18 protein-coding genes are annotated in these 20,316 nt (G+C 63.4%); 12 read left to right on the plus strand and 6 right to left on the minus strand.

What is annotated here, in order from left to right; all coding sequences use genetic code 11:
* Positions 1-7 precede the first annotated feature (7 nt).
* The 5 genes from BMX27_RS01675 to mnmH all read left to right on the plus strand — a co-directional run bounded on the left by BMX27_RS01675 (position 8) and on the right by mnmH (position 6,423).
* The gene (locus tag BMX27_RS01675; RefSeq protein ID WP_090158175.1) at positions 8-1,558 is read left to right on the plus strand and encodes an alpha-amylase family glycosyl hydrolase; all 1,551 of its coding nucleotides are present in this window, start codon (positions 8-10) and stop codon (positions 1,556-1,558) included.
* Between the two features lie 103 nt (positions 1,559-1,661).
* Entirely contained in the window at positions 1,662-2,801 is a 1,140-nt protein-coding gene (locus BMX27_RS01680) for a phosphoserine transaminase (protein WP_090158176.1), read from the plus strand.
* Between the two features lie 62 nt (positions 2,802-2,863).
* Positions 2,864-4,459 carry a phosphoglycerate dehydrogenase gene (serA, locus tag BMX27_RS01685; RefSeq protein ID WP_056030099.1) on the plus strand — a complete coding sequence of 532 codons (1,596 nt, stop codon included), beginning with the start codon at positions 2,864-2,866 and terminating at the stop codon, positions 4,457-4,459.
* A gap of 126 nt (positions 4,460-4,585) precedes the next feature.
* Positions 4,586-5,374: a metallophosphoesterase gene (locus BMX27_RS01690; protein ID WP_090158177.1), complete on the plus strand. Its 789-nt coding sequence runs from the start codon at positions 4,586-4,588 to the stop codon at positions 5,372-5,374.
* Positions 5,371-6,423, plus strand: a complete 1,053-nt coding sequence (gene mnmH, locus BMX27_RS01695) for a tRNA 2-selenouridine(34) synthase MnmH (protein WP_090158178.1) — start codon at positions 5,371-5,373, stop codon at positions 6,421-6,423. The genes BMX27_RS01690 and mnmH overlap by 4 nt, the downstream gene beginning before the upstream one ends.
* On the opposite strand, the gene selD is transcribed toward mnmH, so the two are convergent.
* From selD to BMX27_RS01720, 5 genes are read right to left on the minus strand one after another with little or no spacing between them, the layout of a single operon-like run.
* Positions 6,420-8,582: a selenide, water dikinase SelD gene (selD, locus tag BMX27_RS01700; protein ID WP_090158179.1), complete on the minus strand. Its 2,163-nt coding sequence runs from the start codon at positions 8,580-8,582 to the stop codon at positions 6,420-6,422. The two genes, mnmH and selD, sit on opposite strands and share 4 nt — an antisense overlap.
* Positions 8,583-8,603: 21 nt before the next feature.
* Entirely contained in the window at positions 8,604-9,164 is a 561-nt protein-coding gene (locus tag BMX27_RS01705; protein ID WP_090158180.1) for a pyridoxamine 5'-phosphate oxidase family protein, read from the minus strand.
* The gene (locus BMX27_RS01710; protein WP_090158181.1) at positions 9,157-10,191 is read right to left on the minus strand and encodes a lipocalin-like domain-containing protein; all 1,035 of its coding nucleotides are present in this window, start codon (positions 10,189-10,191) and stop codon (positions 9,157-9,159) included. The genes BMX27_RS01705 and BMX27_RS01710 overlap by 8 nt, the downstream gene beginning before the upstream one ends.
* On the minus strand, positions 10,181-12,571 hold the full coding sequence (locus BMX27_RS01715; protein ID WP_090158182.1) for an FtsX-like permease family protein: 2,391 nt from the start codon (positions 12,569-12,571) through the stop codon (positions 10,181-10,183). Before BMX27_RS01715 ends, BMX27_RS01710 begins: the two co-directional genes overlap by 11 nt.
* Positions 12,568-13,224 (minus strand): ABC transporter ATP-binding protein, encoded by a 657-nt coding sequence (locus tag BMX27_RS01720; protein ID WP_090158183.1) that lies wholly within the window; start codon positions 13,222-13,224, stop codon positions 12,568-12,570. Before BMX27_RS01720 ends, BMX27_RS01715 begins: the two co-directional genes overlap by 4 nt.
* Before the next feature lie 145 nt (positions 13,225-13,369).
* On the opposite strand from BMX27_RS01720, the gene BMX27_RS01725 reads away from it, so the two are divergent.
* Positions 13,370-14,545 (plus strand): acetyl-CoA C-acyltransferase family protein, encoded by a 1,176-nt coding sequence (locus BMX27_RS01725; RefSeq protein ID WP_090158184.1) that lies wholly within the window; start codon positions 13,370-13,372, stop codon positions 14,543-14,545.
* Between the two features lie 63 nt (positions 14,546-14,608).
* On the opposite strand, the gene BMX27_RS01730 is transcribed toward BMX27_RS01725, so the two are convergent.
* On the minus strand, positions 14,609-14,896 hold the full coding sequence (locus tag BMX27_RS01730) for a YggT family protein (RefSeq protein WP_056030126.1): 288 nt from the start codon (positions 14,894-14,896) through the stop codon (positions 14,609-14,611).
* A gap of 119 nt (positions 14,897-15,015) precedes the next feature.
* Between BMX27_RS01730 and BMX27_RS01735 the strand changes: the two genes are divergently transcribed.
* From BMX27_RS01735 to arfB, 6 genes are all read left to right on the plus strand, one after another.
* Positions 15,016-15,558: an acyl-CoA thioesterase gene (locus BMX27_RS01735; RefSeq protein WP_090158185.1), complete on the plus strand. Its 543-nt coding sequence runs from the start codon at positions 15,016-15,018 to the stop codon at positions 15,556-15,558.
* Between the two features lie 63 nt (positions 15,559-15,621).
* Positions 15,622-16,989, plus strand: a complete 1,368-nt coding sequence (locus tag BMX27_RS01740) for an MFS transporter (RefSeq protein WP_090158186.1) — start codon at positions 15,622-15,624, stop codon at positions 16,987-16,989.
* Complete coding sequence (mepA, locus tag BMX27_RS01745; protein ID WP_090158187.1) at positions 16,986-17,897, plus strand: penicillin-insensitive murein endopeptidase; 912 nt, start codon at positions 16,986-16,988, stop codon at positions 17,895-17,897. Before BMX27_RS01740 ends, mepA begins: the two co-directional genes overlap by 4 nt.
* 1 nt (position 17,898) lies before the next feature.
* On the plus strand, positions 17,899-18,774 hold the full coding sequence (locus tag BMX27_RS01750; RefSeq protein ID WP_090158188.1) for an esterase-like activity of phytase family protein: 876 nt from the start codon (positions 17,899-17,901) through the stop codon (positions 18,772-18,774).
* A gap of 85 nt (positions 18,775-18,859) precedes the next feature.
* Positions 18,860-19,486 (plus strand): queuosine precursor transporter, encoded by a 627-nt coding sequence (locus BMX27_RS01755; protein WP_090158189.1) that lies wholly within the window; start codon positions 18,860-18,862, stop codon positions 19,484-19,486.
* A gap of 376 nt (positions 19,487-19,862) precedes the next feature.
* Positions 19,863-20,291 carry an alternative ribosome rescue aminoacyl-tRNA hydrolase ArfB gene (gene arfB, locus BMX27_RS01760; RefSeq protein WP_090158190.1) on the plus strand — a complete coding sequence of 143 codons (429 nt, stop codon included), beginning with the start codon at positions 19,863-19,865 and terminating at the stop codon, positions 20,289-20,291.
* Positions 20,292-20,316: the final 25 nt, after the last annotated feature.

The following is a 20,316-nucleotide window of genomic DNA, read 5'->3' on the forward strand; positions in this document are numbered from 1 at the left end:
GGCATGCATGACAGATCTGACATGGTGGCAACGCGGGATCATCTATCAGGTTTATCCACGCAGTTTTCAGGACAGCGACGGCGACGGGATCGGTGATCTGCGCGGCATCACGCAGCGGCTGGATCATATCGTAGATCTGGGGGCGGATATCGTCTGGATCTCGCCGATCTTTCCCTCTCCGATGAAGGATTTCGGCTACGACATCAGCGATTATCGCGGTATTGACCCGATGTTCGGCACCTTGGCCGATTTCGATGCGATGATTGATGCCGCGCATGCACGCGGGTTGCGCGTACTGTTGGATTTCGTGCCCAGCCATACGTCGGATCAGCACCCGTGGTTCGTCGAATCGCGTAGTGCGCGCAACAGCGACAAACGCGATTGGTATATCTGGCGCGACGCAGGCCCGGACGGTGGGCCGCCGACCAACTGGATCAGCGAATTCGGGCCTAGTACATGGGCGTGGGACGATCAGACGCAGCAATACTATCTGCATATCTTTCTGACCGAACAGCCAGCACTGAACTGGCGGAACCCCGCGGTGCAGGCCGAAATGCTGGATACGATGCGATTCTGGTACGATCGCGGTGTCGATGGGTTCCGCGTCGATGCCATCACCCACGCCGCCCCCGACGTGGACAAGGGTGACCATCCTGTGAACCCCGACTGGCACGACGGCATGAATCCGTCGCTGCGCCTGCTGAAGGTGCATTCCAAGAATCAGCCGATGAACTATGACATCGTGCGGATGATGCGTGCGGTCACGCAGGAATACCCGGACCGCCTGCTGCTGGGTGAAACCGATGGCACGCTGGCCGAGGTGACCAGCTACTACGGCACGCAGGGTGACGGGTTTCAATTGCCGTTCAACTTTGCCCTGCTGGATATCCCCTGGACCGTGCCAGAGATTGTCCGCACGGTTGAGGCCTATGAGGCCGCATTGCCCGACACCGGCTGGCCGACGTGGGTGGTCGGAAACCATGATTGCATTCGGATCGCGTCACGCGTGGGATCTGACCTTGCGCGTGTTGCACTGACATTGCTGCTGACCTTGCGCGGCACGCCGACGGTCTATCAGGGTGACGAGCTGGGGATGCAAAGTGCTGATATCCCGCCAGAGCTGGTGCAGGACCCGTGGGAAAAACAGGTGCCGGGCAAGGGTTTGGGGCGCGATCCCGCACGCACGCCGATGCCGTGGGATGACAGCGCGCAGGCCGGGTTCACGGACGGGACCCCGTGGTTGCCCGTGTTCACGCCGCCCGACGGGACCGTTGCCGGGCAGGCGGCAGGCGACACCATGCTGGCCTATGTGAAACGCCTGACGGCACTGCGGCAAACGACGCCTGCATTGTTGTCGGGGGAATATCGCACGATCAGCGCCGCCGATGATCTGCTGGTCTATGCACGCGGCAGCGGTGACGATGCGATCATCATTTGCCTGAATTTCGCGGATGCGCCCCGCGATCCGGGTCTGTCGGGCCATACGCTCTTGTCATCGGCCAACGCCGCTGACGGTCCCCTGCATCCGTCCGAGGCGCGTTTGATCCGCCCAACCTGACGCTGCGCAAAACGATTCATTGCCAAACCCATTGCCGCGGCATATGTCCGGCGGTGGGACACCCTTCCCCAACGAAGGGCGCATATCTGTGAGGATACCAGCAATGGTTATGACTACCCCGGCGACGCGGCCGGCTAATCCGCGTTTTTCCAGTGGCCCCTGTGCCAAACCCCCTGTTTTTGATTTGGCCAAACTGTCCGACGCCCCCCTGGGCCGGTCGCACCGTGCTGCCGTCGGCAAGGCCAAACTGGCCGAGGCCATCGATCTGACCCGCGAAATCCTGGGCGTGCCAGATGATTACAAGATCGGGATCGTGCCCGCATCCGACACCGGCGCCTATGAAATGGCGATGTGGACCATGCTGGGCGAACGCCCTGCCGAAATGGTCGCCTGGGAAAGCTTTGGCGCGGGCTGGGTGACCGACGTGGTCAAGCAGCTGAAAATCGAGGCCACAGTTCACACCGCCGAATACGGCGAGATCGTGGATATGGCCGCGCTGAACTACGACAACGACGTCTGTTTCACCTGGAACGGCACGACGTCCGGCGTGAAGATGCCCCATGGCGACATGATCCCCGCCGACCGCAAGGGTCTGACGATGGCCGATGCGACCTCTGCCGCATTTGCGCAACCGCTGCCTTGGGACAAGCTGGATGTGACCACCTTCAGCTGGCAAAAGGTCATGGGTGGCGAGGCCGCGCATGGCATGCTGATCCTGTCGCCCCGCGCTGTCGAGCGTCTGGAAAACTATACCCCCGCATGGCCGCTGCCCAAGATTTTCCGCCTGACCAAGGGCGGCAAGCTGATCGAGGGCATCTTCAAGGGTGAAACGATCAACACGCCGTCGATGCTGTGCGTCGAGGATTACCTGCTGGCGTTGAAATGGGCGCAGTCCATCGGTGGTCTGGACGCCTTGCACGCGCGCTGCGACGCCAACGCCCAGGTCGTGTGGGATTTCTGTGATGCGAACGACTGGATTGCGAACCTGGCCGTTGATCCGGCGACACGGTCCAACACGTCGGTCTGTGTGAAATTCACCGACGACCGCATCACCGACGGCCCCGCATTCGCCAAGGCCGTGGCCAAGCGGTTGGAGGCCGAAGGCGTCGCACTTGACGTCGGTGCCTACCGTGACGCCCCCGCCGGTCTGCGGATCTGGTGCGGTGCCACGGTGGAAACCTCCGACGTGGCCGCGCTGATGCCGTGGATCGCCCATGCCTTTGAGGCAGAGATCAACGCCTGATTTGAACGGGGCCATCCCCGTGTGGCCCCGCCCCATCCCCCTATTCCAGAGGAGTGCCTGACATGGCCCCCAAAGTTCTGATTTCCGACGCCCTGTCCGAAGCCGCTGTCCAGATTTTCCGCGATCGCGGAATCGACGTCACGTTTGAACCCAAGCTGGGCAAGGACAAGGAAAAGCTGCTGTCGATGATCCACGAATTCGACGGTCTGGCGATCCGGTCCGCGACCAAAGCCACCGAAAAACTGATCGAGCAGGCGACCAACCTCAAGGTCATCGGCCGCGCCGGTATCGGTGTCGACAACGTCGACATTCCCGCCGCGTCGAAAAAGGGCATCATCGTGATGAACACGCCCTTCGGCAACTCGATCACCACCGCCGAACACGCGATTTCGCTGATGATGGCTGTCGCGCGCCAGATCCCCGAGGCAAACGAAAGCACCCACGCCGGCAAGTGGGAAAAGTCCAAGTTCATGGGTGTCGAGCTGACCGGCAAGACGCTGGGAGTTATCGGTGCCGGCAACATCGGGTCCATCGTGATCGATCGTGCCCGCGGCCTGCGCATGAAGGTCGTGGCCTATGACCCGTTCCTGTCCGAGGAACGCGCGATCGAGATCGGCGTCGAAAAGCTGGAACTGGACGAACTGCTGGGCCGTGCCGATTTCATCACCTTCCACGTGCCGCTGACCGACCAGACCCGCAACATCCTGTCGGCCGAGGCAATCGCCAAGCTGAAACCCGGCGTGCGCATCATCAACTGCGCCCGTGGCGGTCTGGTTGACGAAGAGGCGCTGGCCGAGGCGATCAAATCCGGCCACGTCGCCGGTGCTGCGTTCGACGTCTTTGCCGAAGAGCCTGCCACCAACAGCCCGCTGTTCAACCTGCCCAACGTTGTCGTCACGCCGCACCTCGGCGCTGCCACGACCGAAGCACAGGAAAACGTGGCCCTGCAGGTGGCCGAACAGATGTCCGATTATCTGCTGTCGGGGGCTGTCACCAACGCGATCAACATGCCGTCCATCACGGCAGAGGAATCCAAGGTCATGGGGCCCTGGATCGAACTGTCCAAGCATCTTGGCAACTTTGTCGGGCAAATGACCGACGAGCCGATCCAGTCGATCAACATCCTGTTTGATGGTGAAGTGTCGGGGATGAACCTCAAGGCGCTGACGGCATCGACCATCGCGGGCATCATGCGCAAGCGGAACCCCGATGTGAACATGGTCAGCGCACCCGTGATCGCCAAGGACAACGGCATCAAGGTCAGCACGACCAAGCAGGACCAGTCGGGCGTTTTCGAAGGCTATATCAAGGTGACAGTCACCACGGCAGAGCGCGAGCGTTCAGTCGCCGGCACCGTGTTCAGCGACGGCAAGCCCCGTTTCATCCAGATCAAGGGCATCAACGTCGATGCAGAGGTCGGCGCGAACATGCTGTACACCACCAACGAGGACGTGCCCGGTATAATCGGGACGCTGGGGTCCACGCTGGGCGATCACGGTGTGAACATCGCGAACTTTACCCTCGGGCGGTCCGTGGCCAAGGGCGAGGCGATTGCGCTTCTTTATATCGACGACGAGGTGCCGGAGGCCGCGATCAAGGCGTTGCACGGCACTGGCCGGTTCAAACAGGTCAAGACGCTGACCTTTGACGTCGCCTGATCGACCGCTGATCTGAATGCCAGCCCGCCCCGAAATGATCGGGGCGGGCTTTTTCGTGAGCGGGGTTGATCTGTTCATTCCCCGCCGCTCTGCTACATCTGCGGTGAAACAGACGGAGACGGACGCATGATCTATGCCATCGGGGATATCCACGGTCAGAAACAGATGATGGACCACGCGCTGGACCTGATCGCGCAGGATGGCGGGGATGATGCGCATATCGTGTTTCTGGGCGACTACACAGACCGGGGACCGGACAGCGCTGGCGTGATCGACGCGCTGATCGCAGGGCGTGACGCGGGGCGTAACTGGACCATCATCCGTGGCAATCACGACCGGATGTTCGAATACTTTGTCGCGGACGGCACCTGCCACGATCCGGCGATCAAATCCGGTTTGTCGTGGTTGAACACGCGTCTGGGCGGGCCGCAGACCCTTGCGTCATACGGCATCGTGCCCACTGGCCCCGCCGTGTTCGACATCGACGACAACGGTCTGGAAATCCTGCGCTATCTGCCGACGCAGGACGGTGACCTGACGCTGGAGCAACTGGTTACGGCCGCACAAGAGGCGGTGCCGCAGGCGCATCTGGATTTTCTGCGGGACAACCCCCTGATGCACCGGGTCGATGATCTGTTGTTCGTGCACGCAGGTATCCGCCCCGGTGTGCCGTTGGACCAACAGGCCGAGGATGACCTGATCTGGATACGTGACGGCTGGCTGGACAACAGCGACGACCACGGCGTGCTGGTAGTGCACGGCCATACGATCGTCGATCAGCCCACCCATTTCGGAAACCGGATCGATCTGGACAATGGCGCGGGCAAGGGGCATCCGCTGATCCCCGCGGTTTGCGACAATGGTGAATGGTTCATCCTGACAGACGCGGGCCGTGCCCCGATCCACCGGGAATGAAACGCAGCTTTGACACGCTGGATGCGATTCTGGCGCATGATTTCGACACCGTCATCGACGTGCGCAGCCCCGCCGAATTTGCCGAGGACCACGTGCCCGGCGCGATCAATCTGCCTGCGCTGACGAACGATCAGCGTGCCGAGGTCGGCACGATCTATACGCAGGTCAGCGCCTTTACCGCGCGCAAGCTGGGGGCGGCCATGGTTGCCCGCAACGTGGCGGATTACGTAGATGGTCCGTTGAACGGGTTCGATGGTGCGTGGCGGCCGCTGGTCTATTGCTGGCGTGGCGGTCAGCGGTCCGGGTCGGTTGCCACGATCCTGCAACAGATCGGTTGGCGGGCCGAGGTGGTCACGGGGGGGTATCAGTCCTACAGGCGGTTGGTGCATCAATCATTGTATGACGATCCGGTCCGGCACCGGCTGATCCTACTGGATGGCTACACCGGCACTGCGAAAACCGCCTTGCTGCATCTTCTGGCGGCGCGCGGTGTCCAGACCCTCGACCTCGAAGGGTTGGCCGCGCATCGCGGGTCACTCTTGGGACGTGTCGAAGGCGGTCAGCCTGCGCAAAAGGGATTCGAGAGCGCGCTGGCCGCGCGATTGGCCCGCCTTGACCCCGACCGCCCCACAATTGTCGAAGCCGAAAGCAGCAAGATCGGGCGCATCGTGCTGCCCAAGCAACTGTGGCTGAACATGACGCAGGCCCCCCGGATCGAAGTCACGGCCACGCTGCCCGTGCGTGCGGCGTTTCTGACAGAGGCCTATCGGGACATCATAGCGGACCCCGCGCGGTTGCGCGACCGGTTGCAACCGCTGCGCAACATCCGCGGCCATGCCGTCGTCGACGGATGGGAGGCATTGCTGGCGGCGGGTGATTTCCCGGCGCTGGCCACCGCCCTGATGGATCAGCACTACGACGCGGCCTATGCCCGGTCACGCAAGACCGAGACACGTGACTGGTTGGGGCAGGTGCACGCCGATGCGCTGGACCCGGCGGGACGCGAGGTGGTGGCAGATCAGCTCGCCGACCTGATCGCCACACTCTAACGCAGGCGGATGGTATTGCCTGTGGTCACGGTCCCGATGCGCGCGGCCTGAGTGTAACCTGCACTGCGAAGCGCATCGATGATCTGGTCGGCCTGTTCCGGATCGACGGCCGCCAGCAGCCCGCCAGCGGTCTGGGGGTCGAACATCAACGCCTGACGCGGGCCTGTTGGCCCCTCGATCGCACCGGCCCCGGCAATGTTGTCATCGAACAGGCTGGACCGCGTGCCGTCCGTCGCCAGCTCCAGCGCACCGGGCAGCAACGGCACATCAGCCAACGCGACCTCTGCACCCGAACCGCTGGCGTCGCACATCCCGCGCAGATGGCCGGTCAGGCCGAACCCGGTCACATCTGTCATTGCGCGGGCATCGCGCAGGATGTCGCTGGCGGCGGCTTGGCTCTGGCACATCGCCTGCAACGCCTGCGCCACGTCGGCACCGCGTGCCTTGCCCGCCATTTCTGCCGCCATGATGGTGCCGCTGCCGATGGGTTTCGTCAGGATCAAGGCATCGCCGGGTTGCGCGCCCTGCAATGTGATGGGCGCGCGGTCGCACAGCCCGGTGACAGTGAAACCGATGATCATTTCCGCACCCAGTGATGTGTGCCCGCCGACGATATCGGCCCCGGCAGCACTCAGGTTCTGGCGGGCCGTCGATACGATCTCTTGCAACGTGCGGGACTGAAGGTCGGGCGACAGGCGCGGCAGGATCAGGTTGACGGTCGCTGCCTGGGGTCTGGCACCCATCGCCCAGATGTCGCCCAGCGCATGGTTCAGCGCGATGCGGGTCATCACTACCGGGTCATCCCAGAATGCGCGCAGGTGGTCGGTACTGATGACCTGCCGGGTATCACCCATCGTCAGCAAGCCCGCATCATCGCCCGCAATCAACGTCACATCGGGCCGGGTCGGCGCGGGCGAGCCGCCCAGCGCATCCATCAGCGCGGCGCGTCCCACCTTGGCGCCGCAGCCGCCGCACATCGGTTTGTCCCCCATCGCCTGACGCAGTCCCAATGCATGGACCTTTGGCAGCTGGGGGGTGTCCATCGTGGGCAGATCGCTGAACTGCCGCATGAAGGTCTGGTCGATGTGGTCCTTCCATCGCCACAGAAGCGGGCCGGAAAACGCGGTGCCGAACCGTTCGGCCAGCGCTGACTTGCCCCCCAGCGACACCAGTTTGAGGTAGTCCTTTTGCGGGGTGTAGGTCGTCAGCGTGCCACCCGACAGCACGGCGCGCAGGTTGTTGAACAGGACCGGTGCCTCGCGCACGGCAAAGACACCGGCCTTGGGGCGTGGCGCATGGGACAGATGCGCGCAATCGCCGACCGCAAACAGCGCGGGATCACTGGATTGCAGTGTTGGCCCGACCGTGATGAACCCGTCGTGCAGGTCCACGCCAATCTGTGCGATCCAGTCGTGGGGTCTGGCACCGGCGGCACCCGTCGTGAAATCCGACCGGATACGGCGACCGTCGGTCAGCAGGACGGCATCGGCCTGCACCGTCGCGACCGTGGCATCCTCGATGACCGTCACGCCATTTCCGGCGAGGGCTGTCATGACGCGCCGCCAGGCGGTTGCGTTCAGTGCAGACAACGCGCGGCTGCGGTCGATCAGGTGGACGGTGGGTTGCAGGCCCCGGTCCCGCAGCGCATGGGCCATCGCCATTGCAAGCTCTGCCCCGGCGACACCTCCGCCGATGATCGCGATATGCGGATCGGTGGCGCTGTCGCGGAACATATCCCAGCGGCTAGCGAACTGGCCCAGCGGTTTGGCGGGCACCCCGTGGTCGCCAAATCCGTCCAGAGCCGGCATGTCAGAGGTGATGCCCACATCCACGCTGACCGCGTCATAGGCGATGGGCGCACGGCCCGGCACGGTGATCAGGCGAGCGGCGCTGTCGATCCGCGTCACCGCACCATCGATCACCCGCGCACCGGCAAAACGCGCCAGCTGCACCAGGTCGATATCCAGATTGTCGCGGCTGTAATGCCCCGCGACAAAGCCCGGCAGCATCCCGGAATAGGGCGCAGTCGGACCGGGCGAGATCAGCGTCACACGCACGCCCGCCAAAGGGTTCATGCCCCATTTGCGCAGCACCAGCGCATGGGTATGGCCGCCGCCGATCAGCACGAGGTCACGGGTCAGGGGAAGTGTCGCTTGCATGTCAGTGGTTCTAGCGGTGCGTCAGGGCGAAAGCCACTGTCCTTGCCAGCCGTCAGCGCGGGCATAGGCCGCGCGACGATGGTCGTCGCCCAGATGCACGAGATCGATGCGCTGGATCGCGCAGGACAGCACGGCAAAGGTCGCAAAGTCGGGGTCCTTGTCATAGGCCAGCGCGTCATCGCCCAAGGGTGTGCCGGGCGCAGGGGTGACGCCATAGGACATGCGGCCCCGTTCGGGGATCGGGTTCCAGCGGTCGCGCACAGCATCCCCTGTCAGGATCGTGACGGCGCATTGCAGACGGATTTGCAGGTGTTGCTTGTCCTCCCAGATGTGCAAGGCGGCGCGCGGGGTGGTGCGCAGGCTGGTGATCTTGTCCGAATGCAGATCGGTATAGACCTCGACCGTTGCGGTGTCGCGCTGGGCTGTGCGCAGAACCACGGTGCGGGCCTCTGGCCAGCCGTCCGCACTGACGGTGGCAAACGTCGGCTGCCGCGCAGGCGATTTGCGGTCTGCAACCCCACGCGACAGGCGTTGCCACATGCGGTCGTGCAGACCGTCCAGCGTTTCGAACCACTCACTCATATCCTGTCATCTCCAGATAGCCTTGGCCGCCGTGGCTGCCGGTTATGGTGACCGGACCTTCCCAGTAGGGGACACTGGTGTCCATCCAGGCCTGCGGGTTGATCGCGGCAACGGTGACGTCGACGTCGCGGTCCGGCAATGTCACCTGCCACTGCGTCGGGACATCGCGCCCCGCCACGGTCGTTGTCGCCTGCGGTGCCGCGTTGAACGCCCCGTCGCTGTAGGGTGTGGCGGTCCCATCCGCGTCGATCCATGTCGCAGAGGTAAAGTTCTGGTCGTCGGTCTGGCGCAGGCGGAACCCCATCATCTTGGCCCCGTCGTCAAACGACAGGGAAAACCAGTCCCAGCCGGTCTGGTTGTCGCCCAGCGGCTGGCTGGACCATTCACGGTCCAGCCATGCGGTGCCGGTCACGGGCACATCGCCGTCCGGCAGCGTCAGTGTGCCGGACAATTCATAGAACGGTTGCGAATAGTAATAGGATGCCTGACCGGCGGCGGATTTGACCGAATAGCCGTCGATCCCCTGAAACACCAAAGGTCCGGTCGCCGTCAGGTTCACATCATAGGCAAAGTCGGGGCCAGAGGCGGTCAGACGCGCATCATCAAATCCGGTCATCTGCCAGTCGTCAATCCACGCGGCAAAGGGATCGGCGGTCACACCAGCCTGACCGATCCCACCACGTGCCAGTCGTTCGGTCACGAAATGCGCATCTGGCGTTGTCACCGCAGCATGACCCATCCACAGTTGCGGATCGTTCCAGCCCGCCCGCGTTTCGGGTGCCATGGCGCTGCGGAACAGCGTCCATTGCAGCCCGTAGGGCGTGCCGTCCGGTCCGGTCATGTTGGCCGTGATGTACCACCATTCGATCCGGTAATCGGGGTGCGCGCCGTGGTCCGCGGGAAAGCTGAACTGTGGGTTTGGCTGCGGCACGGCGAAACCTTCGGCATCGGTGCCAAGACCCGCGAAGCCCTGGGCCGATGCAGCGAAGGGCAGCATCAGGAATAGCAACAGCGCCTTAACGTTCATTGGAAAACACCTTGAGCAGATCAGCAGGGGGCGTGCTGGCCAGACGCCACGCAGGCCAGAGTGCTGCGAGTGCTGCCGCCACCAGCGCAAACAGGCCCAACCGTGCGTAATCGGCGGGAAACAGAAACATCGGAAGCTTCCACCCAAAGGCCGCGACATTGACCACCGACAACAGCGCCCAGGCCAGCGCAAGCCCCAGCGGCATTGCAATCGCGGCGGTGAATACCGCAAGGATTACGGCACGGATCAGTTCGACCACGCCCAGACTGCGGCGCGTCATGCCCATCGCCCAGGCGGGTGCGAGTTGCGGAACGCGCAGCGCGGCCAGCGTCAGGAGGCTCATGAGAATGGCAAAGCCCGCGACGGCCAGTGTCAGCACATTCAGTGCCGTTGTCACCGTGAATGTCCGGTCAAATACATCAAGCGAGAATTGCTTGATCCCCGCCTGATTGATCATCGCGCCCTCTGATATGCCCAGATCGCGGGTCAGGTCGGCGCGGAATGCGGCCACGCTGTCAGGCGGCAACCGCAACCCGAATTGCAACGCATTCACGTCGGGATAGAGCGTGGCAAAGACGTCCTCGGACAAAATGGCCTGACCGATGGGATTGCCATAGTCGCCATAGATGCCCGCAACGGTGAATGTCGTATCCATGATGGGCACGGTGTCGCGCAGCGCTAACCCGGTGCGCCGCGCCAGTTGTTCATTTATCAAGATGCCACCGCCGTCCGCGACACGCTGCCAAGGCGCGTCGGTCGCAGTTAGAAACGTCCAGTTGTCGGTATATGTCGGTCCAATCCGTGCGCCGAAAACTTCTGTCGGCAGATCCCGCACCTGGGTGTCAGCGGACTGGATCGGCAGGATCGCGTCCACGCGGTCGGCTGCATAGGCCGTCAGAGCATCGGCCTGTGCTGCATCCTCTGCCGTGACGTACAGCTCTGACGCGAGCCGCTGGTCAAGAAATCCGACAAACGTCAGGCGAAAGCTGCTGACCATCGTGGACACGCCCACATTCGCCGCCATCGCCAGCAGCAAGGCCGCCAGTGCCAGCGACAGGCCGGGCAATTGCTGCCGCGTATCGGCCCAGAACCACTGTGCGCGGATGCCGCGTGACAGCCATGCCGCCAGTGCCAGCACCCGATCCAGGATCAGCGGAAGCGCCAGCGCAGCCCCGATCAGCAATGTTCCCAGCAGGGCAAAGCCGGTCACCATCCCGTCGGCGACCAAGGCAAGCCCCGCGGCGCAAATCAGCAGAATTGCGGCCAGCACGCCCTGGACCTGTGCCGTGCGTCCTGCGGCCATCGACAAGGCGCGGCGCGACCCTCCGGCCAGCAAGGGCATCTTTGCCAACCGCCAAAAGGCCGATGCCGCCGCCAGGGCCGTGCCGCCCAGTGCAATCGCCAATCCTGACAGCCACCAGACGGGGCGCAGTTGCAATGTGCCGGACACTGTCTGGCCGTAAAGACCTTGCAAGGTTGCAGCCACATCCGGCAGCAACAGAGACGCGATGACATAACCAAGCGCCACACCGATGGCACCAGCGACCAACGCCATGACCGCCAGCTCTGCCGCCATCAGGATCATCAGGCTGCGCAGCGGTACGCCCAGCGCGCGCAACGTCCGCACCACAGGCCGGCGCTGTTCGAACGCCAAACCGATGGCACCGTTCACGATGAAAATGCCGACCGCGAAACTCAACAGGCCAAAGGCTGTCAGGTTCAGGTGGAAGCTGTCTGTCAGCCGGCCAAGGTCATTGGTGCCCTGTGCGACCTGCCGTGTCAGATCAGGGGACACCTCTGCCAGTGACGGACGGCCCAGCGGTTGTTCCGGTACCACGATCAGCCGGGTGATCACGCCATCGCGGCCCAACAATTCTTGGGCAAGGCCGATATCGGTTAGCACGGTGCCGGGCGCCACGTCGGGCGCTGACACGGGTTGCGCCCCGATGTCCGGCAATCGGTCCAACATCTCTGCGCGACCAAACACCTGACCGCCGCCGGACAGAAACGTGTTGATCTCGACCCCGTCCGATACCGTGATGGGGCCCAACCCGCCCGGTGCGGTCAGCGGGTCGAGGCCGACGACCCGGACGCCGTTCAGCCGCCCTTCGACCACCGGTGACACCTGCCAGCCCGCACGGCGCAGTGCCACATAAGTCGCCTGCGGGATCGTGCCGCCGTCGCGCGCGGTCAGTTGATCAAATTGCCCCTCGCCCAGTGTTGCGGCCGCCGCGTCATAGCTTGCGGATGCCTCTGCGTTGATCGCCTGAACCCCCGACCAAAGTGCCGTTGCCAGCGCCAGTCCGGCCAGCAAGGTGAACAACTGCAATGGGTTGCGCCACCAGTGTGACAGCAGCGCATGAAGTGTTGCACGGGTCACGCGATGCGACCCTTGCGCAGGTGAATTTGCCGCTGCATCTGGCCTGCCAGTGCTTGCGAATGGGTGACCATCAGCAAACCCGCGCCTGTGTCGCGCACCAGGTCCAGCATCAACGCCAGCACCGTGGCGGCTGTTTCCTCGTCCAAGTTGCCGGTGGGTTCGTCCGCCAGCACGAGTTTCGGACGCGGGGCTAGCGTGCGGGCAAGTGCCACCCGCTGCTGTTGTCCGCCGGACAATTGTTCCGGGTATTTGTCCAGTTGCGCATCCAGTCCCATACGGTTGGCCAATTGTGCGCACCAAGCGGCATCATGCCTGTCTGCCAGCCGCGCCTGAAAACTGATGTTGTCGGCAACCTTGAGCGACGGGATCAGGTTGAACTGCTGGAACACCACGCCCACCGTACCACGGCGCAGGGCGGCACGGTCTGCATCGTTCAGCGCGGTCAGATCCACGCCGTCCAGCAGGATCTGGCCGCGGTAGGCACTGTCCAGCCCGCCGATCAGGTGCAACAGCGTGCTCTTGCCGGACCCGCTCTCTCCGGTCAGGGCCAGTGTTTCGCCCGCATTCAGCGACAGGCTCACACCGTCCAGCACCGTGATCTGGCCGTCGGCGCTGGCATAACCCTTGTGCAGATCGGTGACGGTCAACAGCATAGTGCACTCCTTTCGCAACAACATAAGGTGTCGTCGCGTTTTTCCACTCCTGCGGTTGCTTTGCCGCAGGGTTACGTTCCCCGGGGGCTGGTGCCGGGGCGCACCGCTTGTCATCCTGTCGCAAATCAAGGGGAGAGGGTTCTACATGTCAGAGATTGTCATTCTGGGGGGTGCCCGCACGGCCATCGGCACCTTTGGCGGTGCCTTGGCGGGTACGCCGCCCATCACACTGGGGGCGATTGCCTCCAGGGCGGCACTGGACAGGTCCGGTGTCACGGGCGACCAGATCGGTCACGTGGCGTTCGGCCATGTCATCAATACCGAACCGCGGGACATGTACCTGTCGCGGGTGGCCGCGATGGATGCGGGGGTGCCGGATACAACGCCAGCGATGAACGTGAACCGTCTGTGCGGATCCGGCGTGCAAGCCATCGTGTCCGTAGTTCAGTCGCTGGCGCTGGGGGATGCCGATTTCGGCCTTGCGGGTGGTGCTGAAAACATGTCGCGCAGCCCGTTCATCCTGTCGGATCAGCGCTGGGGTGCGAAAATGGGCGATGTCGTGACCCGTGACATGATGCTGGGGGCGCTGAATTGTCCCTTTGGCACGGGCCACATGGGGATCACGGCGGAAAACGTCAGCGCCGAACATGCTGTCAGCCGTGCGGATCAGGACGCCTTTGCACTGCTCAGCCAGCAACGCGCAGCGGCTGCGATGGCGGCGGGCTATTTCGACGATCAGATCGTTCCGGTCCCGGTCAAGGTCAAGCGCGAGATGGTGGATTTCGCCACGGACGAACACCCCAAGGCGACCACGGCAGAGGGACTGGCCAACCTGCGCCCGGCCTTTGCCAAGGACGGCAGCGTGACGGCTGGCAACGCCTCGGGCCTCAATGACGGGGCTGCGGCTATCGTTCTGGCGCGTGCGGATGCCGCGCAGGCGGCGGGCCTGACACCACGCTTCCGCGTGCTGGGCTACGCCCACGCCGGCGTCCGGCCAGAGGTCATGGGGATCGGCCCCGTGCCTGCGGTGCGCAAGCTGCTGGAAAAGACCGGCCTGACCGCTGCCGATTTCGACGTGATCGAAAGCAACGAGGCCTTTGCCGCACAGGCGCTTGCCGTCAGCAAGGAATTGGGTCTGGACCCCGCCCGTGTGAACCCCAATGGCGGTGCAATCGCTCTGGGCCATCCGGTGGGCGCTACGGGTGCCATCATCACGGTCAAGGCGATGTACGAGCTAGACCGCATCCAGGGTAAACGTGCGCTGATCACCATGTGTATCGGTGGCGGTCAGGGCATCGCACTGGCGATAGAGCGGATCTGACGTATCATCTTGCCGCAAATACTCACGCCGTAGGCATTGGTCGCCCCGCGCGGGGCGACCAAATCAATAGAACAAGGCCGCGTTGTTCAGCAGCACGATGCGGATGATCTCGATCCCGATCAGTGCCACGATGGGCGACAGGTCGATCCCGCCCAGGTTCGGCAGAACACTGCGCAGCGGGCCATAGATCGGTTCCAGAATACGTTGCAGCGTGTACCAGATCTGCCCGACCAGTGGCTGGCGCACGTTCAGCACGTCGAAACTGATCAGCCAGCTCATGATGAAATGGGCAAAGATGAAAAAGCGCGCCACGCCAAGCAGCAGCAGGATGATTTCAAAGATCGAGGTCATGGGCGTCACTTTCGTCTGATGATGCCCCGCAGGTAAGCGCAAGCCGGGGGCGCATCAAGTGTTTCGTGCCGCAGCGGCACGCATTGACCCGCGTGTCACCTGCTGGCACGGCCCTGCGCATGTATCCGTTTGTCCGTCTTGCCAAGGAATTCATTCTGCATCGCAACGCGGGCGATCTGCCTGTGCTGGGCGCGCATGTCAGTCATCATCGCTGCTGGCCGCAGGATCTGGATGTTTTCGTGGAAATGAACAACGGGCGTATCCTGACGATCCTCGATCTGGGCCGCACGATCCTGGCGCAGCGGGTCGGGTTGCTGCGGGCATTACGGCAGAACAAGTGGGGCCTGACGATGGCGGGGGCCAGTGTGCGCTATCGCCGCCGGATCAGAGCGTTCGAGCGTTTCCGCGTCGTCAGCCGCTGCGTAGGCTGGGACGCACGGTTTTTCTATCTCGATCAATCGATCTGGGTCGGAGACATCTGCGCGGCGCAGGCGCTGTACCGGTCCGCCGTGACGGACCGGAATGGCATTGTCGATCCTGCGCGCGTCTTTGCCGCCGCCGGTTTCGACGCAACCCCGCCCGCGCTGCCCGCCTGGACCCAAAGCTGGATCGAAGCAGATGCCACCCGGCCCTGGCCACCGGAACTGCCCGCAGGGACGTAAACGGGACTTGCCAGCGCGGGGCCTGCCGGGGTTAGGTTGTGCCTGGGCGACACGGGGCAGGTCATGGCAGTATCACGCAAACGCATCTGGGGCTGGATGGCCTTTGATTGGGCATCACAGCCGATGTACACGCTGGGGCTGACATTCGTTTTCGGCCCCTATTTTGCCAGCGTTGCCACCACCTATTTCATGGACAGCGGCCTGGATCGCGCCGCTGCCGGGGCCGAGGCACAGGGTCTGTGGTCGATGGGACAGGCTGTGGCTGGATTGCTGATCGCGGTCACCGCACCATTTCTGGGGGCATTCGCCGACAATTCCGGGCGCAAGATGCCGTGGATCGCAGGATTTTCGATCCTGTTCGTCATTGCCACGGCGATGCTGTGGAACCTGACGCCGGATGGCGCCTGGATCTACATGGCGCTGATCGTGTTCTATGCCGCTTTCTTTTGCGCTGAATCCGCGCTGAATTTCGTCAATGCGATCCTGCCCAGCCTTGGCAACCGCCAAGAGGTCGGGCGCATCTCCGGGTCGGGTGCTGCCTTTGGCTATTGGGGTGGCGTTGCGTCCTTGTTCATCATGTTGCTGCTGTTCGTCGAGGACCCCGACAGCGGCGTCACGCTGATCGGTCTGGCCCCCGCGCTAGGCCTTGATCCCGCCCAGATGGAAGGCACCCGCGCGGTCGGCCCATTCATTGCGGTGTGGTTCGCGCTCTTTATGGCGCCGTTTTTCCTGTATGTCCGGGACGACCCGTCGCTGGGCGGTCGGTCCACCCGCATCAGTGCGGTCTGGGCCGAGCTCAAGGACACGCTGCGCGGCGTTGTGCGCCGCAAGAGCCTGCTGAATTTCCTGCTGGGGTCGATGTTCTACCGCGACGGGTTGAACGCGCTCTATGCTTTTGGTGGTGTCTATGCGGCGATCGTGCTGGGATGGACGACCATCAACATCGGTATATTCGGGATCGTGGCAGCCATTGCGGCTGCAATCTTTACCTGGGTTGGTGGTCTGGCGGACGCGCGGTTCGGGCCGAAACCCGTGATCCGCGTCTGTGTCTGGTGCCTGATCGCCGTGAGTGTGGTGATCGTGGGCATGTCCCGCGAGTCGCTGTTCGGCGTGCCGCTGCCTGTGGGGTCCAGCCTGCCCGATACGATCTTTTTCGCGGCGGGGGTCATCATCGGCGGCGCAGGGGGGGCGACCTATGCCGCGTCACGGTCCATGATGGTGCGGCACACCGACCCCGACCGCCCGACCGAAGCCTTTGGGTTGTTCGCATTGACCGGCAAGGCGACAGCATTCCTTGCGCCGGCCAGTATCGCGGTGTTCACATATCTGACAGGTAACGTGCAGCTTGGGTTTTTGCCGGTCATCTTTTTGTTCCTGCTTGGCCTGTTTCTGCTAAGGTGGGTCAACAAAGACGGGGACCGAGCAGCATGATCCGCACCATCGCAGCACTGACACTATTGACGGCCCTAGCGGCCTGTCAGCCGGAAAAACCGACGGTTTCGCCCGTCGTTTCGACACAGAACACGAATGATACACGGATCGCGAAACGCGTCTTTGGCGCGATACCGGAACCATCTGCGCAGGCCCCGGCACCGCTGGGATTCTATTCGCGCGGTTGTCAGGCAGGGGGGCAGGCCCTGGCCGAAACCGGGCCGACCTGGCAGGCCATGCGCCTGTCGCGCAATCGCAATTGGGGTCAGCCCGAACTGATTGATTTCGTGCAGGACCTGTCGCGTGTTGCCGCAGCGCAACCAGGGTGGAACGGGCTGTATGTGGGCGACATCAGCCAGCCGCGTGGCGGGCCGATGCTGACCGGTCATGCCAGCCATCAGGTCGGTCTGGATGCCGACATATGGCTGAAACCTGCCACCTCGCTTTCACTGACGCGGACCGAACGCGAAAATATCTCGTCCGACCGGATGGACCGGCGCAGCGGCGCCTTCGTCAACAATAGCTGGACACCCCAGCATGAGGCGATCGTCAAGGCGGCTGCATCCGACCCGCGCGTGGCCCGGATCTTTATCTTTCCGGGGGCCAAGGTCGAGATGTGCAAGAACGCCACCGGCGACCGCAGCTGGCTGAACAAGGTGCGCCCCTGGTACGGGCACAATTACCATTTCCACGTGCGCCTGAACTGCCCGCGCGGTGCCGCGTACTGCGAGGATCAGCCCGCACCGCCCGCCGGTGACGGCTGTGCCGATGCGCAGGAATGGGTGAACAACATCATCAACCCGCCGCCGCCCCAGCCGCGCGACCCGAATGCCCCCGCGCCCCAGCCCAAGCGTGAACTGACGATGGCCCGCCTGCCCGCGCAATGCGCCGCTGTCGCCGCCAACTGATATGCGCGCCTTGATCGTTGCCGCCCTTGCCCTGCTGGTGGGGTGCCAGTCCGTTGGGGATGCGCAGGCCGAACCGACCGTGACCTACCTGGGCCGCTATGTCTGGACCGATAGCGACCCGGCGTTTGGCGGGCTGTCGGGGCTGGAACTGAACGCGGACGGCACGCGGATCTGGGCGCAAGGGGACCGTGGTGTTCTGTGGACCGGTGTGGTGACGCGCGACGGGGATCAGGTGACCGGCATCACGACGGACCCGCCACGCGTGTTGCGCATTTCGACCGGAGAGCCTGTTTCCGGTGCGACGGCCGATCCCGAGGGACTGGCCCTGTCTGCGGATGGCACGCTGTTCGTTTCATTCGAAGGGCTGGCCCGTGTCGCGGCCTACCCTGATCTGGACGGTCCTGCGGTACGTGTGCCGCGCCCTGACATGTTCAGGGGGCTACAAAACAATTCCGCGCTCGAAGCGCTTGCGATTGGCCCGGATGGTGCACTTTATACTTTGCCCGAGCGGTCGGGTGGCACGCATCGCCCTTTTCCGGTTTATCGCTATGCCGGCGGGGTCTGGACCACGGTATTCGACATCGCGCGCACCGATGCATTCTTGCCGGTCGGCGCGGATATCGGGCCTGATGGTCTGCTGTATCTGCTGGAACGGGATTTCACCGGATTCGGGTTTCGGTCGCGCGTGCGCAGGTTGCCGCTGGACGGCAGCGCATCGGAACTGCTGTTGCAGACGCGCACCGGGACGCATGACAACCTCGAAGGGATCAGCGTCTGGCGCGATGACGCAGGCGATATCCGCCTGACGATGGTGTCCGACGACAATTTCCGCTGGTTCCAGACGACCGAGATCTTGGAATACCGCGTCAGCGATTGACGCAAGTCGTCCGTGCGGCTAACCGGGCGCGTCCCCGCGACTTGCGGGGCCAAGTGCCGCACCCTTGCCAAAACGGAAAACCGCTATGACCCTTATTCTACCTGGCGTGATCGCCATGGCCGCCATCGTCGTGGCCTCGAACATCCTCGTGCAATTCCTGATCCTCGACGGGCTGCTGACCTGGGGTGCGTTCACCTATCCGCTGGCGTTCCTTGTGACTGACCTGATGAACCGCATCTACGGTGTGTCCGCCGCGCGCCGCGTCGTTTTCGTGGGCCTGATCGTGGGTATCATCTGTTCGCTGATCGGCAGCCAGATCCAGCTGGAATTCGGTCCCGCCGTGCCGATCCGGGTCGCCATTGCATCCGCCACCGCATTTGGCGTGGCGCAACTGCTGGATATCACCGTGTTCAACAAGCTGCGCCTGGGCGTGTGGTGGGTGGCCCCGCTGGGATCGACGCTGGTGTCGTCGGTCGTGGACACGGCCATCTTCTTTTCCATCGCGTTTGCAGCAGTGTTCAACCCGCTGTCAGCAGGGGCCGCGGACCAGATCATCTGGGCACAGGACGCTGTGCCGTTTCTGAACGCAGGGCCGCTGGTGCCGCTGTGGGTGTCGCTCGCCGTGGCCGATTGGGGGGTCAAGATCTCGGTCGCGCTTGTCGCGCTGATCCCGTTCCGCCTGATTGTTCGCCGAGTCACAGCCACGTCATAAATGCAGTATCTGGTGTGATTAGGGTTTGACAGCCGCGATATCTGCGGCAACCCTCAACACAGGCGAAACATTTGAAAGGAGGTGATCCAGTGCATCATGAAGTTCTGGAGAAGTGTGTCGGGACAGCTTGGGGGGTTCTGATCTAGGGCAGCCCTTAGGTCTGTAGCACCACAGGTGGGTGACCCTACGGGTCCCTAACCGACCCACCTCCGATATTCAGGAAAGGGCTGTCCCATCGCCGGGGCAGCCCTTTTTTACGATGAACGCTGTGCGTTCATCGGGTGGGGGCAAGCGAATGGCGCAGGCAATCGCGGCCCCACTCGGTACTCAACCGGGTGCTGGTGGCAAATGCGTCTTGGTCTGCTACATCATTGCTATGGCCGACGATCTGCGCATCACCGACAGCATCACCCTGCAAGGCTGGGAAATGACCGAGGCATTCACCCGTGCCTCCGGTCCCGGCGGGCAGAACGTGAACAAGGTCAGCACGGCGGTCGAACTGCGGTTCGAGGCGGCGCGCTCACCATCCTTACCCGATCCGGTCAAGGCGCGGCTCAAGCGGCTGGCGGGGCGGCGGTGGACATCCGACGGGGCGCTGGTGCTGTTCGTTCAGGACACAAGGTCCCAGGCCCGCAACCGCGAGCTGGCGCGCGAAAGGCTGGCCGAACTGGTCGAACAGGCCACGCAAAAACCCAAACGCCGCGTGCCGACGAAACCGACCTACGGATCGGTGAAACGGCGACTGAAGGCCAAGAAGGTCAGGGGTGAGGTGAAGTCCCTGCGCGGCAATGTCACGCCCGACTGACGGAACGCGGATGCCCCTGAAGCTG

Source organism: Loktanella sp. DSM 29012 (genome assembly GCF_900110705.1).
In the GTDB taxonomy this organism is placed as follows: Bacteria; Pseudomonadota; Alphaproteobacteria; order Rhodobacterales; family Rhodobacteraceae; genus Loktanella; species Loktanella gaetbuli.